Annotated in this window: 16 protein-coding genes and 1 pseudogene; 9 read left to right on the forward strand and 8 right to left on the reverse strand. The window is 62.6% G+C overall.

The annotated features are described in order from the left end of the window. Positions 1 to 546 precede the first annotated feature (546 nt). Together ABLE86_RS21625 and ABLE86_RS21630 are read left to right on the forward strand one after the other, a co-directional pair. A pseudogene (locus tag ABLE86_RS21625) lies at positions 547 to 2508 on the forward strand (autotransporter outer membrane beta-barrel domain-containing protein); the annotation flags it as partial. Continuing rightward, positions 2450 to 3049 (forward strand): autotransporter domain-containing protein, encoded by a 600-nt coding sequence (locus ABLE86_RS21630; protein WP_348781063.1) that lies wholly within the window; start codon positions 2450 to 2452, stop codon positions 3047 to 3049. The pseudogene ABLE86_RS21625 and the gene ABLE86_RS21630, both read left to right, overlap by 59 nt. Before the next feature lie 135 nt (positions 3050 to 3184). On the opposite strand, the gene ABLE86_RS21635 is transcribed toward ABLE86_RS21630, so the two are convergent. The 3 genes from ABLE86_RS21635 to ABLE86_RS21645 all read right to left on the reverse strand — a co-directional run bounded on the left by ABLE86_RS21635 (position 3185) and on the right by ABLE86_RS21645 (position 5426). Further along, positions 3185 to 3817, reverse strand: a complete 633-nt coding sequence (locus ABLE86_RS21635) for a DapH/DapD/GlmU-related protein (protein ID WP_348781064.1) — start codon at positions 3815 to 3817, stop codon at positions 3185 to 3187. Positions 3818 to 4068: 251 nt separating this feature from the next. Beyond that, positions 4069 to 4659 (reverse strand): EF-hand domain-containing protein, encoded by a 591-nt coding sequence (locus tag ABLE86_RS21640; RefSeq protein ID WP_348781065.1) that lies wholly within the window; start codon positions 4657 to 4659, stop codon positions 4069 to 4071. 194 nt (positions 4660 to 4853) lie between these two features. Further along, positions 4854 to 5426 carry an NADPH-dependent FMN reductase gene (locus ABLE86_RS21645; protein WP_348781066.1) on the reverse strand — a complete coding sequence of 191 codons (573 nt, stop codon included), beginning with the start codon at positions 5424 to 5426 and terminating at the stop codon, positions 4854 to 4856. 627 nt (positions 5427 to 6053) lie between these two features. Here ABLE86_RS21645 and ABLE86_RS21650 point away from each other — a divergent pair. The 4 genes from ABLE86_RS21650 to ABLE86_RS21665 are packed head-to-tail and all read left to right on the forward strand — an operon-like array spanning position 6054 to position 9755. Continuing rightward, entirely contained in the window at positions 6054 to 6398 is a 345-nt protein-coding gene (locus ABLE86_RS21650; protein WP_348781067.1) for a hypothetical protein, read from the forward strand. Continuing rightward, positions 6398 to 7765: a polysaccharide pyruvyl transferase family protein gene (locus tag ABLE86_RS21655; protein WP_348781068.1), complete on the forward strand. Its 1368-nt coding sequence runs from the start codon at positions 6398 to 6400 to the stop codon at positions 7763 to 7765. The genes ABLE86_RS21650 and ABLE86_RS21655 overlap by 1 nt, the downstream gene beginning before the upstream one ends. Further along, a complete protein-coding gene (locus tag ABLE86_RS21660; protein ID WP_348781069.1) occupies positions 7762 to 8781 on the forward strand; it encodes a glycosyltransferase in 1020 nt (339 codons plus the stop codon). Before ABLE86_RS21655 ends, ABLE86_RS21660 begins: the two co-directional genes overlap by 4 nt. After that, the gene (locus tag ABLE86_RS21665; protein WP_348781070.1) at positions 8772 to 9755 is read left to right on the forward strand and encodes a glycosyltransferase; all 984 of its coding nucleotides are present in this window, start codon (positions 8772 to 8774) and stop codon (positions 9753 to 9755) included. Before ABLE86_RS21660 ends, ABLE86_RS21665 begins: the two co-directional genes overlap by 10 nt. 70 nt (positions 9756 to 9825) lie before the next feature. Here the strand turns inward: ABLE86_RS21665 and ABLE86_RS21670 are convergent, their stop codons facing one another. Next, positions 9826 to 11289, reverse strand: coding sequence for an oligosaccharide flippase family protein (locus tag ABLE86_RS21670; RefSeq protein WP_348781071.1), 1464 nt, complete (start codon positions 11287 to 11289; stop codon positions 9826 to 9828). Between the two features lie 441 nt (positions 11290 to 11730). On the opposite strand from ABLE86_RS21670, the gene ABLE86_RS21675 reads away from it, so the two are divergent. Then, positions 11731 to 12171 (forward strand): hypothetical protein, encoded by a 441-nt coding sequence (locus tag ABLE86_RS21675; protein ID WP_348781072.1) that lies wholly within the window; start codon positions 11731 to 11733, stop codon positions 12169 to 12171. A gap of 151 nt (positions 12172 to 12322) precedes the next feature. Here the strand turns inward: ABLE86_RS21675 and ABLE86_RS21680 are convergent, their stop codons facing one another. Then, positions 12323 to 12721 (reverse strand): dihydrofolate reductase, encoded by a 399-nt coding sequence (locus ABLE86_RS21680; RefSeq protein WP_348781073.1) that lies wholly within the window; start codon positions 12719 to 12721, stop codon positions 12323 to 12325. A gap of 380 nt (positions 12722 to 13101) precedes the next feature. On the opposite strand from ABLE86_RS21680, the gene ABLE86_RS21685 reads away from it, so the two are divergent. Continuing rightward, a complete protein-coding gene (locus tag ABLE86_RS21685; protein WP_348781074.1) occupies positions 13102 to 13425 on the forward strand; it encodes a hypothetical protein in 324 nt (107 codons plus the stop codon). A 185-nt stretch (positions 13426 to 13610) separates the two neighbouring features. After that, positions 13611 to 14120, forward strand: coding sequence for a ferritin-like domain-containing protein (locus ABLE86_RS21690; RefSeq protein WP_348781075.1), 510 nt, complete (start codon positions 13611 to 13613; stop codon positions 14118 to 14120). A gap of 47 nt (positions 14121 to 14167) precedes the next feature. Here the strand turns inward: ABLE86_RS21690 and ABLE86_RS21695 are convergent, their stop codons facing one another. From ABLE86_RS21695 to ABLE86_RS21705, 3 genes are read right to left on the reverse strand one after another with little or no spacing between them, the layout of a single operon-like run. Then, complete coding sequence (locus tag ABLE86_RS21695; protein ID WP_348781076.1) at positions 14168 to 15808, reverse strand: family 1 glycosylhydrolase; 1641 nt, start codon at positions 15806 to 15808, stop codon at positions 14168 to 14170. Then, positions 15805 to 16944, reverse strand: a complete 1140-nt coding sequence (gene glf, locus ABLE86_RS21700) for a UDP-galactopyranose mutase (RefSeq protein ID WP_348781077.1) — start codon at positions 16942 to 16944, stop codon at positions 15805 to 15807. The genes ABLE86_RS21695 and glf overlap by 4 nt, the downstream gene beginning before the upstream one ends. Beyond that, positions 16929 to 18155, reverse strand: a complete 1227-nt coding sequence (locus ABLE86_RS21705; RefSeq protein WP_348781089.1) for a glycosyltransferase family 1 protein — start codon at positions 18153 to 18155, stop codon at positions 16929 to 16931. The genes glf and ABLE86_RS21705 overlap by 16 nt, the downstream gene beginning before the upstream one ends. Positions 18156 to 18226: the final 71 nt, after the last annotated feature.

Here is an 18226-nt window from a genome sequence, read left to right on the forward strand (position 1 = left end):
ACCTGCGATTGGCGAGGACATTACCCGGGGCGATTGTGTTCATGGCGGGCCGATCTCACATTGCAGCGGCCCTGCGCTAGCGCAATTTGATGACAGCTTGGCGACCGTTGGCGACGAAGTTTGCTCGCGGCCAGCCGACCAGTAGTCAAGGAGGCTGCGTCGGATGCAATTGCGGCGATCCCCGAATGGCCCTGGTCGGTCCTTCGACCCTTTCGGATGGGCCTCTTAAAGGGAAACAACAATTGAAAGGCGCGGATTTGACGAACAAGAATAGATTATCTAGACATCTGCTATTTGCTTGACGAATAGAATTTCGGGCGACTTTCATTTCCGCATGTACGTTCCTTGAGGCGCGACAGTTCAGACGGGCGAAGGTGGCCCGCGCCGAAGTGGGGGACGGACATGGGGCAACTGACGGATACGCCAGGCGCAGGGCGGACGACGGCGGCCCGGCATCGCCGATTGTATTTCTCCACAGCGCTGGCGGCCATTTTCTGGGCGAGCGCCCAGCCGGCGCAGGCGCAAACGGTGACGGGCTCCGGTGACATGGACCCAGCCGGAGCGACATCACCGACATGGCTCGTCGGGGGCGTCCTCTTTGTCGGCGTTGTCGGCACCGGCGATCTGACCATCGCGGACGGCGGCAGGGTCACCAACACAGATGGCTTGATCGGCTACAGGGCCGGCTCGACCGGCACGGTGACGGTCTCCGGCACGGACGCAAGCGGCAACGCCTCGACCTGGACGAATTCCGACTACCTTTTTGTCGGTGATTCCGGCACCGGCACGCTGAATATCGCGGGCGGTGGCAAGGTCACCAACACAAATGGCTCTATTGCCTCCACTACTGGCTCGACGGGCACGGTGACGGTCTCCGGCACCGACGCAAGCGGCAACGCCTCGATCTGGACGAATTCGGGCAACCTCAGTGTCGGAGGTTCCGGCACCGCCACGCTGAATATCGCGGGCGGCGGCAGGGTCACCAACACGAATGGCTATATTGCCACGTGGGGCGGATCGACGAGCACGGTGACGGTCTCCGGCACGGATGCAAGCGGCAACGCCTCGAGTTGGGCGAATTCCGCAGAGCTTCGTGTCGGAGGTTACGGCACCGGCACGCTGACCATCGCGGACCGCGGCATCGTCTCCGTCGGGGCTGGAAGCGTCTATCTCGGCTCGGAGGCTGCTGGCAGCGGCACAATCAATATCGGCGCGGCGGCGGGCGACGCAGCCGTCGCCGCCGGCGCGCTGGCGGCGGCGAGCGTGCATTTCGGCGACGGTGCCGCCACGCTCACCTTCAATCACAGCGGCGCCACCACCTTCGCGGCAGCGCTGACCAGCAGCGGCACGGGCACCCATGCCTTCCACCATTACGCCGGCACGACCACGCTGACCGGCGACGGCTCCGGCTTTTCCGGGACGACGACGGTATCGGGCGGCAGCCTGATCGTCGGCCGGAACGGCGCCGGCGCGCTCGGCGGATCGCTGACCGTCGGCGCGGGCGGCCTGCTCGGTGGCACCGGCAATCTCGGCTCGAACGGATCGAGCGTCACCATCGCGGCGGGCGCGGTGCATGCGCCGGGCAACTCCATCGGGGTCCAGCATGTGCTTGGCGACTACGCCAACCACGGCACGCTGCGCCTCGAGGCGACCCCGAGCGCGGCCGACAAGATCGTCGTTGCCGGAGCGGTCGACATCACCGGCGCAAGCCTCGACCTGGTGCTGTCGCCGGCGGATGCGGCAAGCTGGGACGTCTTCAACGGTCCCTTCACCATCCTCGAAAAGCAGAGCGCCGGCGCTGTCGTCGGGACCTTCGGCCCGGTGACCCGGAACCTGCTTTTCCTCGATGCCTTGCTCGACTACCAGGGCGGCAACGGCAACGATGTGACGCTTGAACTGCAGCGCAACGATCTGGCCTTCGCCAGCCTCGGCCGGACCCGCAACCAGATCGCCACCGGGACGGCCTTCGACACACTCGACAGCAGCCATGCCGTCTGGCGCTCGATCGTGCTGGCCGCCGATGCGGACATCGTGCGCAACAGCTTCGATGCGCTCTCGGGCGAGATCCACGCCTCGGCCAAGGCCGCGCTCGTCGAGGACAGCCGCTTCGTGCGCAACGCCATCGACGACCGTCTGCGCGCCGCCTTCGCCGCGCCGGGCGCCTCGCCTACGCCGGTGCTGGCCTATGGGCCGGGCGACACACCCATGGCGGTGGCCCCCGACCATGCCGGCCCGGTGGTCTGGAGCTACGGCTTCGGTGCGTGGGGCTCGATCGACGGCGACGGCAATGCCGCCAGCCTCACGGGCTCAACCGGCGGCCTGCTGATCGGCACCGATGGCCTGGTTGGCGACTGGCGCCTCGGCCTCATGGCCGGCTACAGCCACTCCCGCTTCGATGTCGAGACCCGCTTCTCGTCGGGCTCGAGCGACAACTACCATCTCGGCCTCTATGGCGGCACGCAATGGGGCAATCTGGCCTTCAGGAGCGGCCTTGCCTACACGTGGAACGATCTCTCCACCCGCCGCTCCGTCGCCATTCCCGGCATCGCCGAGCGCCTCGACGCCGGTTTTCCGGGCCGGCACGCTGCAAGGCTTCGGCGAGCTCGGCTATGGCATCGAGGCCGGAGGGGCCCGCTTCGAGCCCTTCGCCAACCTCGCCCAGGTCAACCTGCATGCCAATGGCTTTGCCGAAAATGGCGGCGCGGCGGCGCTCTCCGGCCGCCGCGGCACGACCGACGTCACCTTCACCACGCTGGGCCTGCGCGCCGAGCACAAGCTTGGCCTCGGCACGGTTGACGCCACGCTGCGCGGCTTGGTCGGCTGGCGGCATGCCTTTGGCGACACCACGCCAACGGCAACGCTGGCATTCTCGGCCGGTGATGCCTTCGCAATCGCCGGCGCGCCGATCGCCAGGGACAGTGCGGTGGCCGAGGCCGGGCTTGACCTCAAGCTGACGCCCGACTCGAGCTTCGGCTTGTCCTATATCGGTCAGTTCGCCTCCGGCGCGCGGGATAACGGTTTCAACGCAAACCTCGCGGTGAGGTTCTGAATTTGGACATCACCATGAACCCCTCCGCTCCGCGCTGTTGTGCCGTGCGTCGCCTGTTCCGCCTCAGCACCGTCGCAGGATGCTCCGTCCCTTCCGGGTGGGGCATCTTCATAGCAAGAAGCGTCGCGAGGTGTACTAGGACCAGCGCGCGCAAAAGGCCTCGATATCGCTTGACTGAAAGTCGGCGAGCCGCGCCATGATTGTCTCGAATGGCCAATCCCACCAAGCGATAGAGGTGAGCCTCTCCGCGATCGTTCGCGTAAACCGCTCGCGAATGATCTTTGCAGGAACACCACCGGCGATAGTGTATGGCTTAACGTCCTTGGTGACGACCGCGCCTGCTGCGAGCACGGCACCGTCTCCAACCTTTACACCCGGCAACACGATTACCCCGTGGCCAATCCAGACATCATTCCCGATGACAACGCGATCTTCCCTTCGCTGATCAAAGAAGGAATCGTCGCGCACTGCATCCACGGAGTAATATTCTGGGCAGTAGCTGAAACGATGCATGGACGGCCGGTCCATCGGGTGATTGGGCGCACCAATCCTGACTTCCGCGGCGATAGCGCAGAACTTTCCAATCGTCGCGTCTCCGACAATGCAGCGAGGCCCCAAGTAGGAATAATCCCCCACTTCGACCCTGTGCAGCGAGCTGTCCTCCAAGATCTCGCAGCATCTGCCTATGGTTGAATCTCTTATGCTCGCCGTCGCGTGGACAACGGTCTCCCCGATTTTGGGGCGCTTTGATTGTGCGGTCGAGCGCATTGACGGTCTCCAGATTTGGGCCTGCCTAACCGGGGACGATCAAGGATATGTGACATACGGCCGCCAAAGGGCATTTGGGAGCACGAGCTACCGCCACTTTCATTGCTGACCACGCGGAGTGCTGCGGCTGCCGCGGCACTGTTATGCTCGAGGGAAGCTGGGCTCCTGCAAATGCCCCTGGTGTAATGCCGCGACACTTTCGATTGGGCGCCACCCTCCGCGTGAACAGGCGGGTGGCGCGCGGCCAGCTCTTATTCCTGACCGTAGTCTCCACCGCCGCCATCGCCAGAAGCACCGCCGCGATGCATGCCATCACGGAAGAAGTCCTGGATGTCCTCTATGGTCAAGTAGCCCTTCTGATCCGCGTCCATCGCCCTGAAGATGCGGGCGTGGAAATCGTTGACCTCGTCCAAGGTCACCTTTCCGTCACCGTTGGCATCCATGACCGCGAAGATGATCTTCAAACCCACGCCGCGCATCCACGGCGGGCCGTGACGGTGCTTGCGCCATCCGCCTTCTTCACGCGCCTCGGCTGCCCGCTCACGCAGCCTTTCGCGCATCATCCCGCCTCTCTCCCCCATCATCTCGGCTCCGGGCCGCCCCGGGCCTCTCGGGGCTTCTGGCCCTCCCTGCTCTTCCATGCGCTGCGCCATCATCTCACGGACGACCTGCCGGATCATCTGACGCAACTGGTCAGGGCTGATCTGAACTTGCGGCCCGCCTTGTTGTTGCTGCTGGGCCGTCTGATAGGGAGTTTGTTCCTGCGCAAAGCTCGGCGACGCCGGTAGCGCCATCATTAGTCCGGCCACTGCAATGCCTGCCAGCATCTTGACGCGTGTCATGATCTCACTCCTCAGCATTGAAACTTGGAAATTCTGCGCTCGATGGGTCGTGGAGGTGCCCATGCCGCGGCAGCCAGAGTGGGACGGGTTTCCCCAGAAGGCATTGACCCGCATCAATGACAGCAGCCGGTAGTCGAGCCGCTTACTGGACAGTTCGCGACACGTTCAAGCGGGCCAGCCGGCACGTGCAATCGTCATGTCCCCTTCGGCACGGCGGTATATACCCGCGTTATGAATGCCTCGAACTCGGCCATGTAGTTGCGCAGGAACTCTTCGGTGGTGGGGTCGGTTACCTCGCCGTCATCGGTGATGAGACCGGGCCGGAACTGGATATAGGCTTCGGGCGCGTTCATCTGCGGCGAATTGCAGAAGCTGAGGACGCTTCGCAGGCTCTGCTGCGCCACCGCAGTTCCGATTGCGCCCGGGGAGGTGCCGATAACGGCCGACGGCTTGCGCGTGAACGAGTTGCTGCCATAGGGGCGGCTGGCCCAGTCTATTGCGTTCTTCAGGCCGCCCGGGATCGACCGGTTGTACTCCGGCGTCACGAACAGCACGGCATCGACGGCGGCGATTGCCGCTTTGAAAGCTTGCGCCTCCGGTGGGAAATCAGCGTCATAGTCATAGCTGTAAAGCGGCAGTTCCCTGAAGGAAATCTCCTCCATTTCCAGCTCTTTGGGCGCAAGCCGCACCAACGCCGTCGCCAATTTGCGGTTGATCGACGCCGTTGCGAGGCTGCCGATAAGATAGCCGACCTTGTGTTTGGTCATTTGTACGCTCTCCATTCTCCCGGGAAGCATCCGGTAATTTGTTTGGAACGGACCAACCGCTGCGGACACGCCGGAAACAATAAGCCCATGTCTCGGTTTCGTGCTCCACCAAAGGAGCTGCGGTTCCTACGCGTTCCGTTCCACCGGACCATCGATCTGCAGCGCCTCGGCTGCGCGCTGCACCAACTCGTCCATCACGTTCAGCACATCGTCGGAAAACATGGAGGAGCATTTCAGGGGATTGGGCAAGATAACTGCGCATCGGCCGCTCCAGTCTCCACGGCGGGAGAAAAATCCCTGCCGCCTGCCGGGCAGGCGCTTGGTGGCAATGGCCATTCCACCAAAATTGGAAGACCCGGGAGATGGCGCGCTCTGGCCGGAATTCCAGAGGCAGGCAGCCAAAAAAAACGAACTGAGATGAACCCACGCTGGGCCATGCGTAGCCTCGCCCGGGTCAGTAAATCGCTGAATGCTGCGCACTGGCTCCAATCCGAAGAAGTAGGCCGATAAGCCCATCGTTTGAAACCGCGCTTGTGCCACACAATGCTACGGTCAGGGCAAAGTTGCGCTGCAATGCAGTGCCGCTCGTCCGCAAAGACTCTAACCGATGGGCGCGGAAGAAACCTGATGGACACGAGAAAGGTCCGGGCTTCGCAGCGGATGTCGCCAGGCAACAGCAATGTCATCGCGCTGCCGTTACCCGGCGCCTACATGGACGCGACAACGACTGCCAGGACAGCTCCTCGCCCTGTGAGACGCTGGGGCAGCAACGGTGATTTCGTCACGCTCCTATCCCACGCCGTGCGCAGCCTGCACTCCAGGTCGGCACTGCGGCACGACCTCGTCAAGGCCGGCCTTGCCAGGGCGGCCGAATACACCTGGCCGGGCATCACGAAGATACATCTCAAGCTCATGGCGATGGCCGATGCGGTTCATCCCGAACAGCAGGCAGGAGGCGGAGGCGCATTCTGATGGTGGGCAGGGGCAGCAAGGGGCCGGGCCTATTGGCCGGCGGTGTGGCCGCCGCCGCTACCATTCGGGAGGAGCGCGCCACCGGCAGCGCCGAATGGTTGCCCACGCCGCAACGGCCGGCCGAAAGCGCGGTTTCCGATCATGGCAAAAGGTCGCTGCGCATCGCCCTTCTGGGCCAGTTCGGCGTCGGCAATTTCGGCAATGACGGGTCGCTCGAGGCGATGATCCGGACGCTTTCGCGCATCTGCCCCAAGGCCGAACTGACGGTGATCTGCACCGAGCCGAAGGTCGTTGCGGAGACCTTCGGCATCAACACTATCAAGCTGACGCGGCGGGGTATCAAACAGCCATGGCTCGATCGGGCGAACCGCCTGCTTGGCCGCCTTCCTTACAAGCTCTATGGTCCTGTCCGCGCCTTCCGTAAGCTTGCCTGCTTTGACATCGTGGTGCTGCCGGGAACCGGCGCCTTCGACGATTTCGGCGACACCCCCTTCGGAATGCCATACGTGTTCTTCAAATGGCTGGCGATGGCAAGGTTGCGTGGCTGCGCGATTGCCTTCGTCAGCATCGGGGCGGGGCCTGCCTATCACTACCTCAGTCGGCTCTTCTTTTCCGGTGCTTCCCGCTGCGCGACGTACCGGTCGTTCCGCGATGCAATTTCCCGCGACTTCGTCACGTCGCTGGGGGTCGACACCAGCGCGGACGAGGTGTTCCCGGACCTTGCCTTCAGTCTGCCGGTGCCCCCGCCACTGGCGCGCTATCCGGGCGCACCGCTGATCATCGGACTGGGGGTAATGAACTATCGCGGCCGGACCGGCGAGGGCCAACGCATCTATGAAGCCTACATCGCGAAGCTTGCCGAGTTCGTCGAACTGGTGCTCGGACGCGGTTTTGCGGTTCGCCTGATGTTGGGCCAGGACAACGACCACGTCGCGGTGGTCGATCTCATGGCCCGCCTGCGACCGAAACTGTCCGAGGCGGAGCTTGCGCGTGTGCTTTACGAGCCCGCGAGTTCACTGCATCACGTGATGGCGCAGATGCAGGCGACCGATGTCATCGTCGCAACCCGCTTCCACAACGTGGTCTGCGCGCTGCGCGTCGGCATCCCGGTGATCTCGCTCGGCTATCTCGAAAAGCACGACGTGCTCGCAGCCGACATGTGGCTCGCCGACTATTGCGCCGATGTCGAGCAGTTCCAGGTGGAATGGCTGATCTCGCGCCTGGAGGGGCTACTCGAAGAGCGCGACGCGCGAGCCGCTCAGGTGCGCGCGACGGTAGCGCGCTATCTGGCCGAACTAGTGGAGCAGGAGACGATCCTGCTGGAGCAGGTCCTGCGCCTGCCCGAACGGAAAAGGGGCCTGACGTGACCAGCACGGCGCATCACGGACCCAGAAATGGCCCGGTGGCAGTCGCCTATGTCACCGACGCCAACTACCACGAAATGACGCTGTTTGCGCTGGCTTCCGTGGCACTCGCGCATGGCGCGCCAGTCGATTTCTTCCTGTTCCAGCACGGCTACCAAAGCGAGGTGCCGCCGCGGTTCAGACAAGCAGTCGAGTCGCGGGGCCACGGCCTGGCTGTCGCGCCGGCTCCGGGCTATGCGCCGGCCAACGAGGTCACGATCGGCAAGCATCTGACTTCGACCACCTATCTCAGGGTGGCGGTGATCGAACAGCTTGCCCGCCACTATGCATATATCGCCTATCTCGACGGTGATACTTTGGCTTTCGGCGATCTGCATCTGGAGCACATCGTCGGCTTTGAGGAGTCGGCCGCGGCCTGTCTCGACCTGTCGGTGTCGACCGGCTTCGACGATCCCGCCTTTGCCCTGAACTGCAATCGAAACGGCGTTTCGCCCGATTTCTTCAACGCCGGTGTCATGGTGATCAATGGCGCGAAGTGGCTGCGGACGCGGGCGCTCGATCGCTTCACCCGCAACCTCTTCGCCCATTCACATGCCTGCGCCTACATGAGCGAATGCGTACCCAACGACCAGTGCGCGCTCAACCTCACCTTTGGCGGCGACTGCAGGATGCTGCCGGTTCGCTACAATGTCCAGAAGTCGGCCCTACACACCAAGGCCTGGTCGACGGCGCTGGTCAGGCACTATACCGGCCGGGTGAAATTCATGCCGATGCGGTCGTGGCGCTGCGACCGCAGGGAGTATGCCCTGCTAAGGCGCATATCGGCTGAGACGGCGCTGCCCCTGCCGGCGGGTACCTTCGACTACGGTGTCAGCTATTTTCTCAATGCCATTCGCCGGCACCGGACCGTCCGTCGCTACGAGACCGCTATCGGCGTGATCGAGAACCGGCTTGCGACACCGGCTTCCCGTCCAACGCCGCTGCCGCAAGGCCGCATGGAGACCGAGCCATGGCCCTGATCGACATCGCCATTCCCAACTATTGCTACGGTCGCTATCTCGAGGAATGCGTTGCCAGCATCAGCGTCCAGGGCGTCGATGACATCCGGATACTGATCGTCGACAACGCCTCGACCGATGACAGCGTCGCGGTGGCACGCAGGCTGATGAAGCACGACAAGCGCATCACGCTTGTTGCGCGCGACAAGAACCTTGGCCACCACGCCTCCTACAACGAGGGCGTGGACTGGGCGGCGTCGAAGTATTTCATGCTGCTGTGCGCCGACGACCTGCTCGTCGAAGGCTGCTTCGCGCGTGCCCTGACAGTGCTGGAGAAGGAGAGTGACGTTTCGCTCGCCTGCGGCGCCGAACTGGTTTGGCATACCACCAACCCTCCCCCCGCAATTGAGAATAGGCCGGACGAGCCGTGGCGCTTACTGTCGTCGGAGGCGTTCACGCTGGAGCGCTCGTTGCCTTCCAAGGTGCTGTTCGGCGGCGGGGCGGCCCTCGTGCGGACGGCCGATCTCAAGCGCGTCGGCCATTTCCGAACCGACGTAGCCTTCAACGAGGATCTCGAGCTTTACCTCAGGCTGTCGCTGAACCGCCGCGTGGCGGTGACCAACGCGGTGCACGGCATCAGGCGCGTGCATGGTGCCAACATCTCGGCCATCTTCTGGCGCGATTTCAAGCGCGATCTGGTCGAAACCAGGCAGACCTTCGACAGTTTCTTCACCCGCGACGCTGCTGCTGCGCCCGGCGTTGGCGGGCTGCGGCGGCGCGTCTATGGCAATCTCGGCAAGCGGGCCTACTGGTCTGCCATCTCGCACATCGTGCGGGGGCAGCGCGCGGCCGGGCTAGAGCTGTTCAAGCTCGCTTTCGAGCTGTCGCCGCGCCTGGCGGTGCTGCCGCCTCTCGACTACCTGATGCGGATGGGTGACCCTATGGCGCATATGCGCATGCGCCTTGCCGAGGCCCTCGGACGGCACACGCCCTGAGAATCTACGGTCTCCGCGCAATCGCAGCGTGGCGCGTCCGGGCACTGCGACGTTCCTGCGAGTCGGCTATTTAGGGCATCTCTCGGAGCTGCTGGACGGCGAAGCGGCGAAGCGAGAGGGTCTTGAGCAACTCGTCGAACAAGGGATGGCGGGTCAGTTTCAGCCCCATTACCCAGCCAGCCCCGGCGAGACAGCCGGCAAATATGCCCTGCCAGATTGGCAGATCAAGCCGGAAGCCGGTGGCCATGATGACTGCGAGTGGCCCGAGTGCCGTAGTAGCGGTGACGACGCTGCTGCGCCAGAGCGGTGCAGCGATGTCAGCCCATTGCATGGCAATGCGGCGGCGCACGATCAGCATAGACACGAAAGCCTGGAAGGGGATCACCAGCAGGAAGGACGAAGCGACCGCCTGCAGGCCGAAGAAGCTCGCAGCACCGATCATGGCTGCCGAAACGGGGAAGATGATCAGGGCGCGGCGAAAGATGTCGCTGATCGCCCCCATCGACACCAGCACGGGGTAGTTGAGCTCGAAGGAGAAGGCAAAAAGCGACGCTATCGCCATCACCTGAACCAGGGGGACCACGTCCTTCCACTGGGGGCCAAGCAAGATGTGGATCACGGGGTGGGCGAGCAGGGCCAGACAGACGAGGGCCGGCCATTGCAGGGCAGTGACCAGTTCGATCGCCTTGAGATAGGGGTGCTTCAAGTCGCGTCCTTGCCTGACCTCGGTGGCGAAAGCCGGCAGCACCACGGGAACCGCGCCGCCGATGATCAGCTTGTCCGGCAATTGGCAGATCATGTTGGCACGGCTGAGCAAGCCCGTTGCATCGGGCGAGAACATGCGGCCGAGCAGCAGGTAGGGCAGCGCCTCGTAGGCGCGGAGCAGGACGACGGTGGCGCCGTGATAGCCGCCGAATGCGACCATCTCGCGCCAATGGCGCAGCGAGGGTTTGAACATCCAGAAATGCGGGCGGAAGACAATGGCGAAGAGCGCCATCGCGGTGGCCGAGGCCAGCCACGCCCAGGCAAAGCTCATATAGCTGAAACCCAGTAAAGCCAGCACGATCGTCGAGATAGAGCCGGCAGCGGCTCCGGCCATGTTGGTGATGGCGACTTTGCCGAAGACCATGTCGCGGCGCAACAGTGCCAGAATCTGCGTGGAGATCAGTTCCACGAGCAGAGCGACGGAAACCAGCCGGAGATAGGGGGCCAGTTGCGGCTCTTCATAGGCCGAGGCCAGCCACGGCGCGGCCAGCAGAAGTGCGGCAGCAATGGCAAGCGTCAGGATCAGCATCACAGTGAAGGTGCTGCGGATGTCGTTGCGCGACAGCTCGCCGCGCTGGATCAGGAAGTTGCTGCTCGCGAATTCCTTGATCGACAGGACGATGCCAACGATGGCAGCCCCGATCACCGATACGCCGATCTCGCCCGGCGACAGGATCCGGGAAACGATGGATACGGTTGCGAAGTTCGTCACGAGGGCGAAATAGCGGTCGCCGGTGCTGAGCAGGAGCGCACGCTTGATTGCTGACATTTCGGGTCCGCACTCTCTATCGCTTACGGACAAGTAAGTCCGCTGGGCCTGTTACCGTCGCAGTTTTTGCATAAACCGCGCCTGTGTCATTCCAACCAAATGGCTGGCTGCAGCCATCTAAAGGAGTAAACGCAGCGCAACCCGCTCTTGCGGCCGATGACGCAACGCGTCTGTCAGAATCGAAGGAGTTCGTCTGGATTCGGGCGAACCAAAGGGCGCTAGCAAAGGAGCTGCGCGATTCGTACGGCCGCAGGGGGCAGGCTGAAGAGCGGATCATCAGCCCATTGCGGCGATGGTCTCGAGGGAGTGCCTTGATGTTCGGCATCGGCGCCCCGCCAAGGGTGGGCGGCGCATACTTTTGGAAGGTGCGGGTTCTTCCAGGGGTAAGGTGGTGCGCTAAATCTCCTCGTTGGGACTTTAACCCCACCAGGGAGAACGACCATGGTCAAACCGCTTTCCGAAGGTCTCGCCGAGATGTCTGCCCACGCGAAAGAAGCCGAGGATCATGTTTCCGCCGCACTAAAGGAGGCGCACGACAAGATCGTTAGTCGCAGGGAGAAAACTCGCGCCACAGTGGAGGCGTCGATAGCGAAGGTGAATGAGGACATGCACGCTGTCGGCACCACGCTCGCCGAAAAATGGAAGGCGCTGCAGGCGAAAATCAGCGCGGATCAGGCAGCCCTCAAGGCCAACATCGCCGAGCAAAAGCACGAGAGGGACGTCAAGCACGCCGAAAACCACGCCAAGGCGTTGGAAGTGGAGGCGTCGTTGGCGATCGACTATGCCGTCGCATCGATCGACCAAGCCGAACTGGCCGTCTACGACGCTATCGTTGCTCGCGCCGAGGCAGACAGAGCAAAGACATCGCGAACGTCAAAATGATTGTCACGTCTGTCTCGCGCCCATGCTGGGAGCCCACATAGGAGGCGGGGTCCCAGCATATCTCCGGCCTGTTGAGGGCTTGATTTGGATCGACCTTCAAGCTGTTTTTGGCGGCGTGCATCCTCGATGCTGGTAGCGCGCTGATCCATCACTATGCATTGAGCCATCGCGGATCGAACCAGCGGTCGGCAGGACCGTCGTAAGGCAACCGCGTTATGTCCCAGTGGCTGACGAAGCGCGCATAAGCGTCCCACACCGCCGGGCCGCCGCCGATGAAGACGATACGACCGGCAAAGCGCTTGAGCGTCTGCTCCGGGTCCATGCTGGAGCGCAGGATGAACAATTCCCGGTCCTCGCGGGCAAATTTTGGAACACTGGCAATGGTCTTGGGTCCGGCAGCCAGGACATGTCCCTTTGTGAGCTCAAAGAAGCGGGCGACGTCTGCCTTGTATTCCGGCCCCTGGTCGCCCTCCCAGGGGAGGCGCCCATGCAGGCCCATCTGGCCCGACTGCCCCACAGCACAGATCACCTTGACGATTGCTGTTTCCATAAATGCTCTCCAAGCGAAGGAGCGAAGGCGACGCGTTGTCCCCACAGGAGGCAAAACCTTGTTCGGAACGATTATGTTCCGCCAGGAGTTAGGCGCGAAAGGAAAGGCTTCGATGCCGGACCCCAAGACGCCTGCCCCAAGGAAGGAAGACCAGGAAGTTCAGCCTGAAGAGCATCCCGACGTTCCTGACAAGCCGGTGCCCCTCGGTCCGCCGCCCTCTCCACGACCCAAGCCGAATCCAACGCCCAAGCCTCCGGATCTTCCAGGCGGGTGATCGCGCCCTTTCCCGAAGCTCGGCAGCCGCAGCCGAATCCCCGGCATCGCCCGGAACAATTAGCCCGACGCACAGTTCTCTTTCGTACTCAGACGGGGAGACCGACATGCCGGGCAAGAACAGCGTAGATGCAGACAAGCGGACTGATCAGCAGAAATCGCCACCGAGAGACACCCACCCTGCGGGCTCGTTTCCTCCATTCGATGATCCTGCATTTTCCTCGGAGCCTGCGCAGCCACCTCCGGCGGAACCGGCCAATCATGAAAAGCCGCCGAAAGACACGCAGTACGCAGGCCATCCCGAATTCTCCCAGGATGCCGCGAAGAACAAGCTTCCTCCTGGCGGGTTCGGAAACAGCGAGCCCGTGGAAGAGACCGAGGAGAAGGCGCGCCATTCCGAAGGCGTAAACCCCACTCCGAAGCAACAGTGATCGGCTGAGCCAGCAACTGGCGCGGCCCCGGAACGCAGGCACGACGTCAAAACACACTTTAGGGCGTATCCAACTCCCCTATCTGGCCGCGCGCCCGCCGGCTTCTCGGCCCGAATGCACCCTCGAACGACCGGAACAATCCCACGGGTTCGAGGTTGGGTTGCTCCAGAAAGAGGAGCATTGCCATGTCCGAGGCGCGCGAGTGGATGGTCCAGTGGCTGCGGGATGCCCACGCCATGGAAGAACAAGCCGAAACAATGCTGTCCGGCCAGATCAACCGGCTCGACAGCTATCCCGAACTCAGGGAGCGCATCCGGGTCCACCTGGACGAGACCAGGCAGCAGGCAAAGCGCTTGAGACAATGCCTGGAGCAACTGGGTGAAGACACGTCGGCGATGAAGGACTTCAGCGGAAAATTGACGGCCATGGGCCAGGCCTTCAGCGGATTTTTTTCCAGCGACGAGGTAATGAAGGGCTCGCTCGCCAGCTACACATTCGAACACATGGAGATCGCCTCATACACGATCCTGATTGCGGCTGCGGAGGCGATCGGCGAAAACGAAGTTGCGCGGGTCTGCCTGCAGAACCTTCGCGAGGAAGAGGCCATGGCCGAATGGCTCGGCGACCATCTGGCTCCCACCACCAAGATGTTCCTGAGCAGGGATGAAGCAGACAGCGGTGCCGCGAAGCGCTAGCCGTTTTGGCGCTGCGGCTTGGCCCCGGCGCCGCGGGAATGGCCGGGCTATGCCATGCGGGCCAGCTCGTACTGGTTATGGGGCTCGGCCTTGAGCAGTCTTACAGTTCCGCGGCAATCGTCGATGAGCAGATCGAGACAGGCATCAGCCACGCAATGCCAGTCAGCCGCGCGGTCGGCCTCGACCTTTAGCTGGCCGCCATCCGCAAAGCGGCAGGACAGGCGTAGGCTGTTCCCTTCGGAAGCCCGCCCCGGTTCGGCATGAATGGAAGACCACGCCAACTCCGGCAGCGGCTGCTGGAGCGCAATATCCGCATTGCCGGTCAGAAAAGAGAGCCTGCGAGCCGTACAGCATTCTTCCAGGATCGACCGGAATTCACCGTTGCCGGAAAGCACGATGGGGCGTGCCGGTTTGGCCGGGCTACTCTCGCTGCGCCACCATCCGGCACCGTCCATGGCCGGGTGGTCGTAGTCTTCGCCCTTCGCCAGCTTCGCGATAGCATGCGACAGCGCGGTAGGACGCGGCGGCTGGCAGCGGCTGTCGAAGGCGTCGTTTTCATAATGCCGCTCGCGATGCACCAGCATGGAATTCCAGTCGACCATGCCAAAGAGCGCCCAGGCGGTGACTGCGCGCACATCAGCCCCCTTGCGGCGGGCGGCGCCGGCCGCTTCCCAGCCCTCGATCAGCCATCGCAACTGCTCGTCGCGCGTGCATCCATTATGGTTTTCCGTAACTGCCAGCGGCAGGTGGTAACGCTCCCAAACCTCGCCGATGCGCAAGGCAAGTCGTGCCTGGTCTTGGCACTCTGAACGCACCGCGGCGATATCGACATAAACATCCGAACCGTTTCCGCCGACATACTCGCCGGGATGAAGCTCAGTGCGATGGTCGAGGAAGCGGTCGCTGGTCAGATAGTGGTCGATGCCGACGACGTCCGGAGGACAGGGCTCGCTTGCAAGCTCGGCAAGATCGTATTCGCTTGCCCCAGCCGCCAGCAGAATCTTATAAAACATGTGGCTTCGATCCACCCGGCCGGCAAGCAGGTCGATGGAGAGCCAGCGGCGCTCATTCTCGTAGTCCGCCTGGTGTCGCAGCGAGGCCGTGGAAAAGACGCGCCCGAAATCTTCTGTTTGAACGAGCCTTGCGCCGGGACTGACGGTTCGGATCGCAGCCATCGCCTTGGCAACTGCGCGACACTGGGCGACGAGCAACCGGAAGCAGGTCGCTTCGTCTGTGCCATGTGGGTACCACAGGCCGTAAAGGCCGCTGCACCGGGCGGTGACCAGCGGCTCATTGATGGGCGTGAAGGATTCAATCCAGGGGTATCGCTGCGCCACCGCGAGGGCAAAGCTGGCGAATGCGTCTGAGAATAGTGGGTCGAGCACCTTGTCTGCCCGCGGGCCAAAGCCATGATGCAGAAGGCCGGCTATGGGATCGATGCCGAGTTCCCTCAGCCGTTTCAGCCGCGCGTCGGACCAGCTCCAGTCTTCCCCAGCAAGGCCATGTCGAACTCTATCCCAGAGCACCGGATAGCGAAGCGTCCTGATGCCCAGGCCGGCCACGAGCTCGAGATCCCCCGAACGGTGATAGTGGCCGGTTTCGACCACCTGGTCGCGTATCCCCTCGCCGACCCGGACCACGCTGCATTCGATGCCGCCCCAAAGCTGAAGTGGCATGTCGCGGTTCATTCCGCGGCCTCGGCCAGACCGGTCGATGCTGGGGTTCCTACCGGCACCGTCTTCTGGATCCTCGCAAAGGTCGCCAGGGCCTGCCCGACCACCTGATCCATGTTGTAATAGCGATAGGTTGCGAGACGTCCGACGAGCCAGACGTCTCGGAGCCCCCGGGCCAGCATCTCGTAGCGCTTGTAGAGCGTTTCGTTTTCCGCGCAGGGCACCGGGTAATAGGGGTCGCCCACATCGCTGGGATATTCATAGCTCAGGCTGGTTCTTTGATGCTTCTGGCCGGTCAGATGCTTGTATTCGGTGATCCGGGTGTAGTCCTCGTCCTGCGGGTAATTCACCACGGCGACCGGCTGGAATGTCTCCCGATCCAGCGTCACGTGGCGGAAGCGCAGTGATCGGTAGGGCAGTATCCCCAGCCTGAAGTCGAAAAACTCGTCGACCGGTCCGGTATAGATCAGGCGTCGATGCGGAATCTGTGGGCGGATGGTGCGATAGTCGGTCTGCAACATGACGCTGATGCGCGGGTTGTCGAGCATGCGCTGGAACATGCGGGTATAGCCTCCCGCCGGCATGTTCTGGAACACATCGCCAAAATAGCGATCGTCGCGGTTGAGGCGCGTTGGAACCCGCGCCGTGACGGATTTGCTGAGCTGCGAGGGATCGCGGCCCCATTGCTTGGTGGTGTAGAAGCGGAAGAACTTCTCATAGAGCTCCCGCCCCACAGTGCTGACGACCACGTCCTCGGCGGTCGCCACCTGTTCGACCGTCTCTCTTCGCGCCGCGAAGAACGCTTCGAGTTCCTCGGAGGTCAACTCCAGATCATAGAGGCGGTTGATCGTGTCGAGATTGATCGGGATCGGCAGCAATTTGCCGTCCACGCGGGACAAAACGCGGTGCTCGTAGGGCCGCCATGCGGTGAACTGAGACAGATAGTCGGCGATTGCCTGCGAATTGGTGTGGAAGATGTGCGGACCGTAGCGATGGATCAGAATTCCCGCCTCGTCGTAGCAATCATAGGCATTGCCGCCGACATGGTTCCGCCGATCGATGAGGAGGACGCTTTCATTGCGTTGCGAGGCGATGCGCTCCGCAAGCACGCTGCCGGCGAACCCTGCCCCGACGATCAGCCAATCGAACATTGCAGCGTTTCCCTGCGAGTTCCCGATGTCTGCAATTCTCCGGCGCGTTCGATCAGCTCCGCCATTTGGGCCCATGTCCTGTCCCAGGACGTGCCGGCGAGGTACGCATCGACTTTTTGCATCCAGTTCGCGTCGGGCCCGTCTAGAACCGACTTCAGCTTTGCAGGCATGTTCCCGGCATCGGCGATCTCGACCAGGCCGGCGGCGGCATAGCTGCGCACCACGTCCATTATGGCGGTAGATACGGTGCGAAGTCCGGCGGCCAGAAACTCCGGCGTCTTTGTCGGGCTGATATAGCGGGTGGATTCGTTCAGCGCGAAAGGCATCCAGCCGGCCTGCCAGTTGGCCAGATAGAAGGGCAGTTCGGCGTAGGACTTTCGCCCCAGCCAATGCAGGTTTGGAGCCGTGGGAAGGGTTGCAGGATCGATCTTTGCCGTCGGCCCCAGCATGACGAAATGGACATGCGGCAGCGCAGAGACGGCCTGAGCGACCAAAGCGAGATCCATGCGCTCGTCGATGACGCCGAAAAACCCGATGCGGGGATGCGGGATGCCGCATTGATCCGACGGATCAGCCATCGGCAACCGCGCGCGCTTGAAATGCTCGGCGTCGATGCTGCTTGGAAGCGAATAGACGGCCGGATGCAGCGCGCGCTTGGCCTGGTAGAGGCTTTCTCCACCGGTGAAGACGACGTCCGCCAGTTCGAAAAGCACGCTCTCCATCTCCGACAGCGCCCGCGGCGCGCCCTTGAAGGCGGACAGTTCGTCCATGCAGTCATAGATGCACAGATCGCAATCGAGATGGCCGCTGAAGCGAAGCGCCATCGGGGTATAGTACCAGAAGATCCTTCTGCCGGGCGGCTCCGCGGCGATGAGTTCATTGAGCTGGCGACGCTGGATTTGCAAGGCTTCCGTCGGCGACGTTCCGTGCGGCATCACCGGCGTTACGACCCTAAGCCGAGGCAGGGCATCCACGATCCGCAGGAACGATTGGCCCGTCTGCTCGAAAGTCGGCTCTTCGAAATATACTACCCGGTGGCTCCGCGCTGCCCTGGCAAGAAGATGCTGCGGTCTTTGATATACGAAATCCCAACGCAGATGAGAGAAGCAAAACAACAAGGAGCGTGAATTATCTTCAGAACAATGGATGTCCATTTCATTTCCGATCCTTGTTTGACGAACTACATCTATTCGAGAACTTTCCCTCATCATTTCAGGCAACAAAAAAACATCTCCGAGGCCATTCGACTTCGGCTGCTTTTGCCGCCTTCTAACGTCGTCTC

The organism is Mesorhizobium sp. KR2-14 (genome assembly GCF_040049255.1).
Taxonomy (GTDB): Bacteria; Pseudomonadota; Alphaproteobacteria; order Rhizobiales; family Rhizobiaceae; genus Pseudaminobacter.

Excerpts from the sequence above, each read along its gene's own strand:
- ABLE86_RS21630 (WP_348781063.1), top strand. The coding sequence starts at position 2,450 with ATGGCGGCACGCAATGGGGCAATCTGGCCTTCAGGAGCGGCCTTGCCT.
- ABLE86_RS21635 (WP_348781064.1), bottom strand. The coding sequence starts at position 3,817 with ATGCGCTCGACCGCACAATCAAAGCGCCCCAAAATCGGGGAGACCGTT.
- ABLE86_RS21640 (WP_348781065.1), bottom strand. The coding sequence starts at position 4,659 with ATGACACGCGTCAAGATGCTGGCAGGCATTGCAGTGGCCGGACTAATG.
- ABLE86_RS21645 (WP_348781066.1), bottom strand. The coding sequence starts at position 5,426 with ATGACCAAACACAAGGTCGGCTATCTTATCGGCAGCCTCGCAACGGCG.
- ABLE86_RS21650 (WP_348781067.1), top strand. The coding sequence starts at position 6,054 with ATGGACACGAGAAAGGTCCGGGCTTCGCAGCGGATGTCGCCAGGCAAC.
- ABLE86_RS21655 (WP_348781068.1), top strand. The coding sequence starts at position 6,398 with ATGGTGGGCAGGGGCAGCAAGGGGCCGGGCCTATTGGCCGGCGGTGTG.
- ABLE86_RS21665 (WP_348781070.1), top strand. The coding sequence starts at position 8,772 with ATGGCCCTGATCGACATCGCCATTCCCAACTATTGCTACGGTCGCTAT.
- ABLE86_RS21670 (WP_348781071.1), bottom strand. The coding sequence starts at position 11,289 with ATGTCAGCAATCAAGCGTGCGCTCCTGCTCAGCACCGGCGACCGCTAT.
- ABLE86_RS21675 (WP_348781072.1), top strand. The coding sequence starts at position 11,731 with ATGGTCAAACCGCTTTCCGAAGGTCTCGCCGAGATGTCTGCCCACGCG.
- ABLE86_RS21680 (WP_348781073.1), bottom strand. The coding sequence starts at position 12,721 with ATGGAAACAGCAATCGTCAAGGTGATCTGTGCTGTGGGGCAGTCGGGC.
- ABLE86_RS21685 (WP_348781074.1), top strand. The coding sequence starts at position 13,102 with ATGCCGGGCAAGAACAGCGTAGATGCAGACAAGCGGACTGATCAGCAG.
- ABLE86_RS21690 (WP_348781075.1), top strand. The coding sequence starts at position 13,611 with ATGTCCGAGGCGCGCGAGTGGATGGTCCAGTGGCTGCGGGATGCCCAC.
- ABLE86_RS21695 (WP_348781076.1), bottom strand. The coding sequence starts at position 15,808 with ATGAACCGCGACATGCCACTTCAGCTTTGGGGCGGCATCGAATGCAGC.
- glf (WP_348781077.1), bottom strand. The coding sequence starts at position 16,944 with ATGTTCGATTGGCTGATCGTCGGGGCAGGGTTCGCCGGCAGCGTGCTT.
- ABLE86_RS21705 (WP_348781089.1), bottom strand. The coding sequence starts at position 18,155 with ATGATGAGGGAAAGTTCTCGAATAGATGTAGTTCGTCAAACAAGGATC.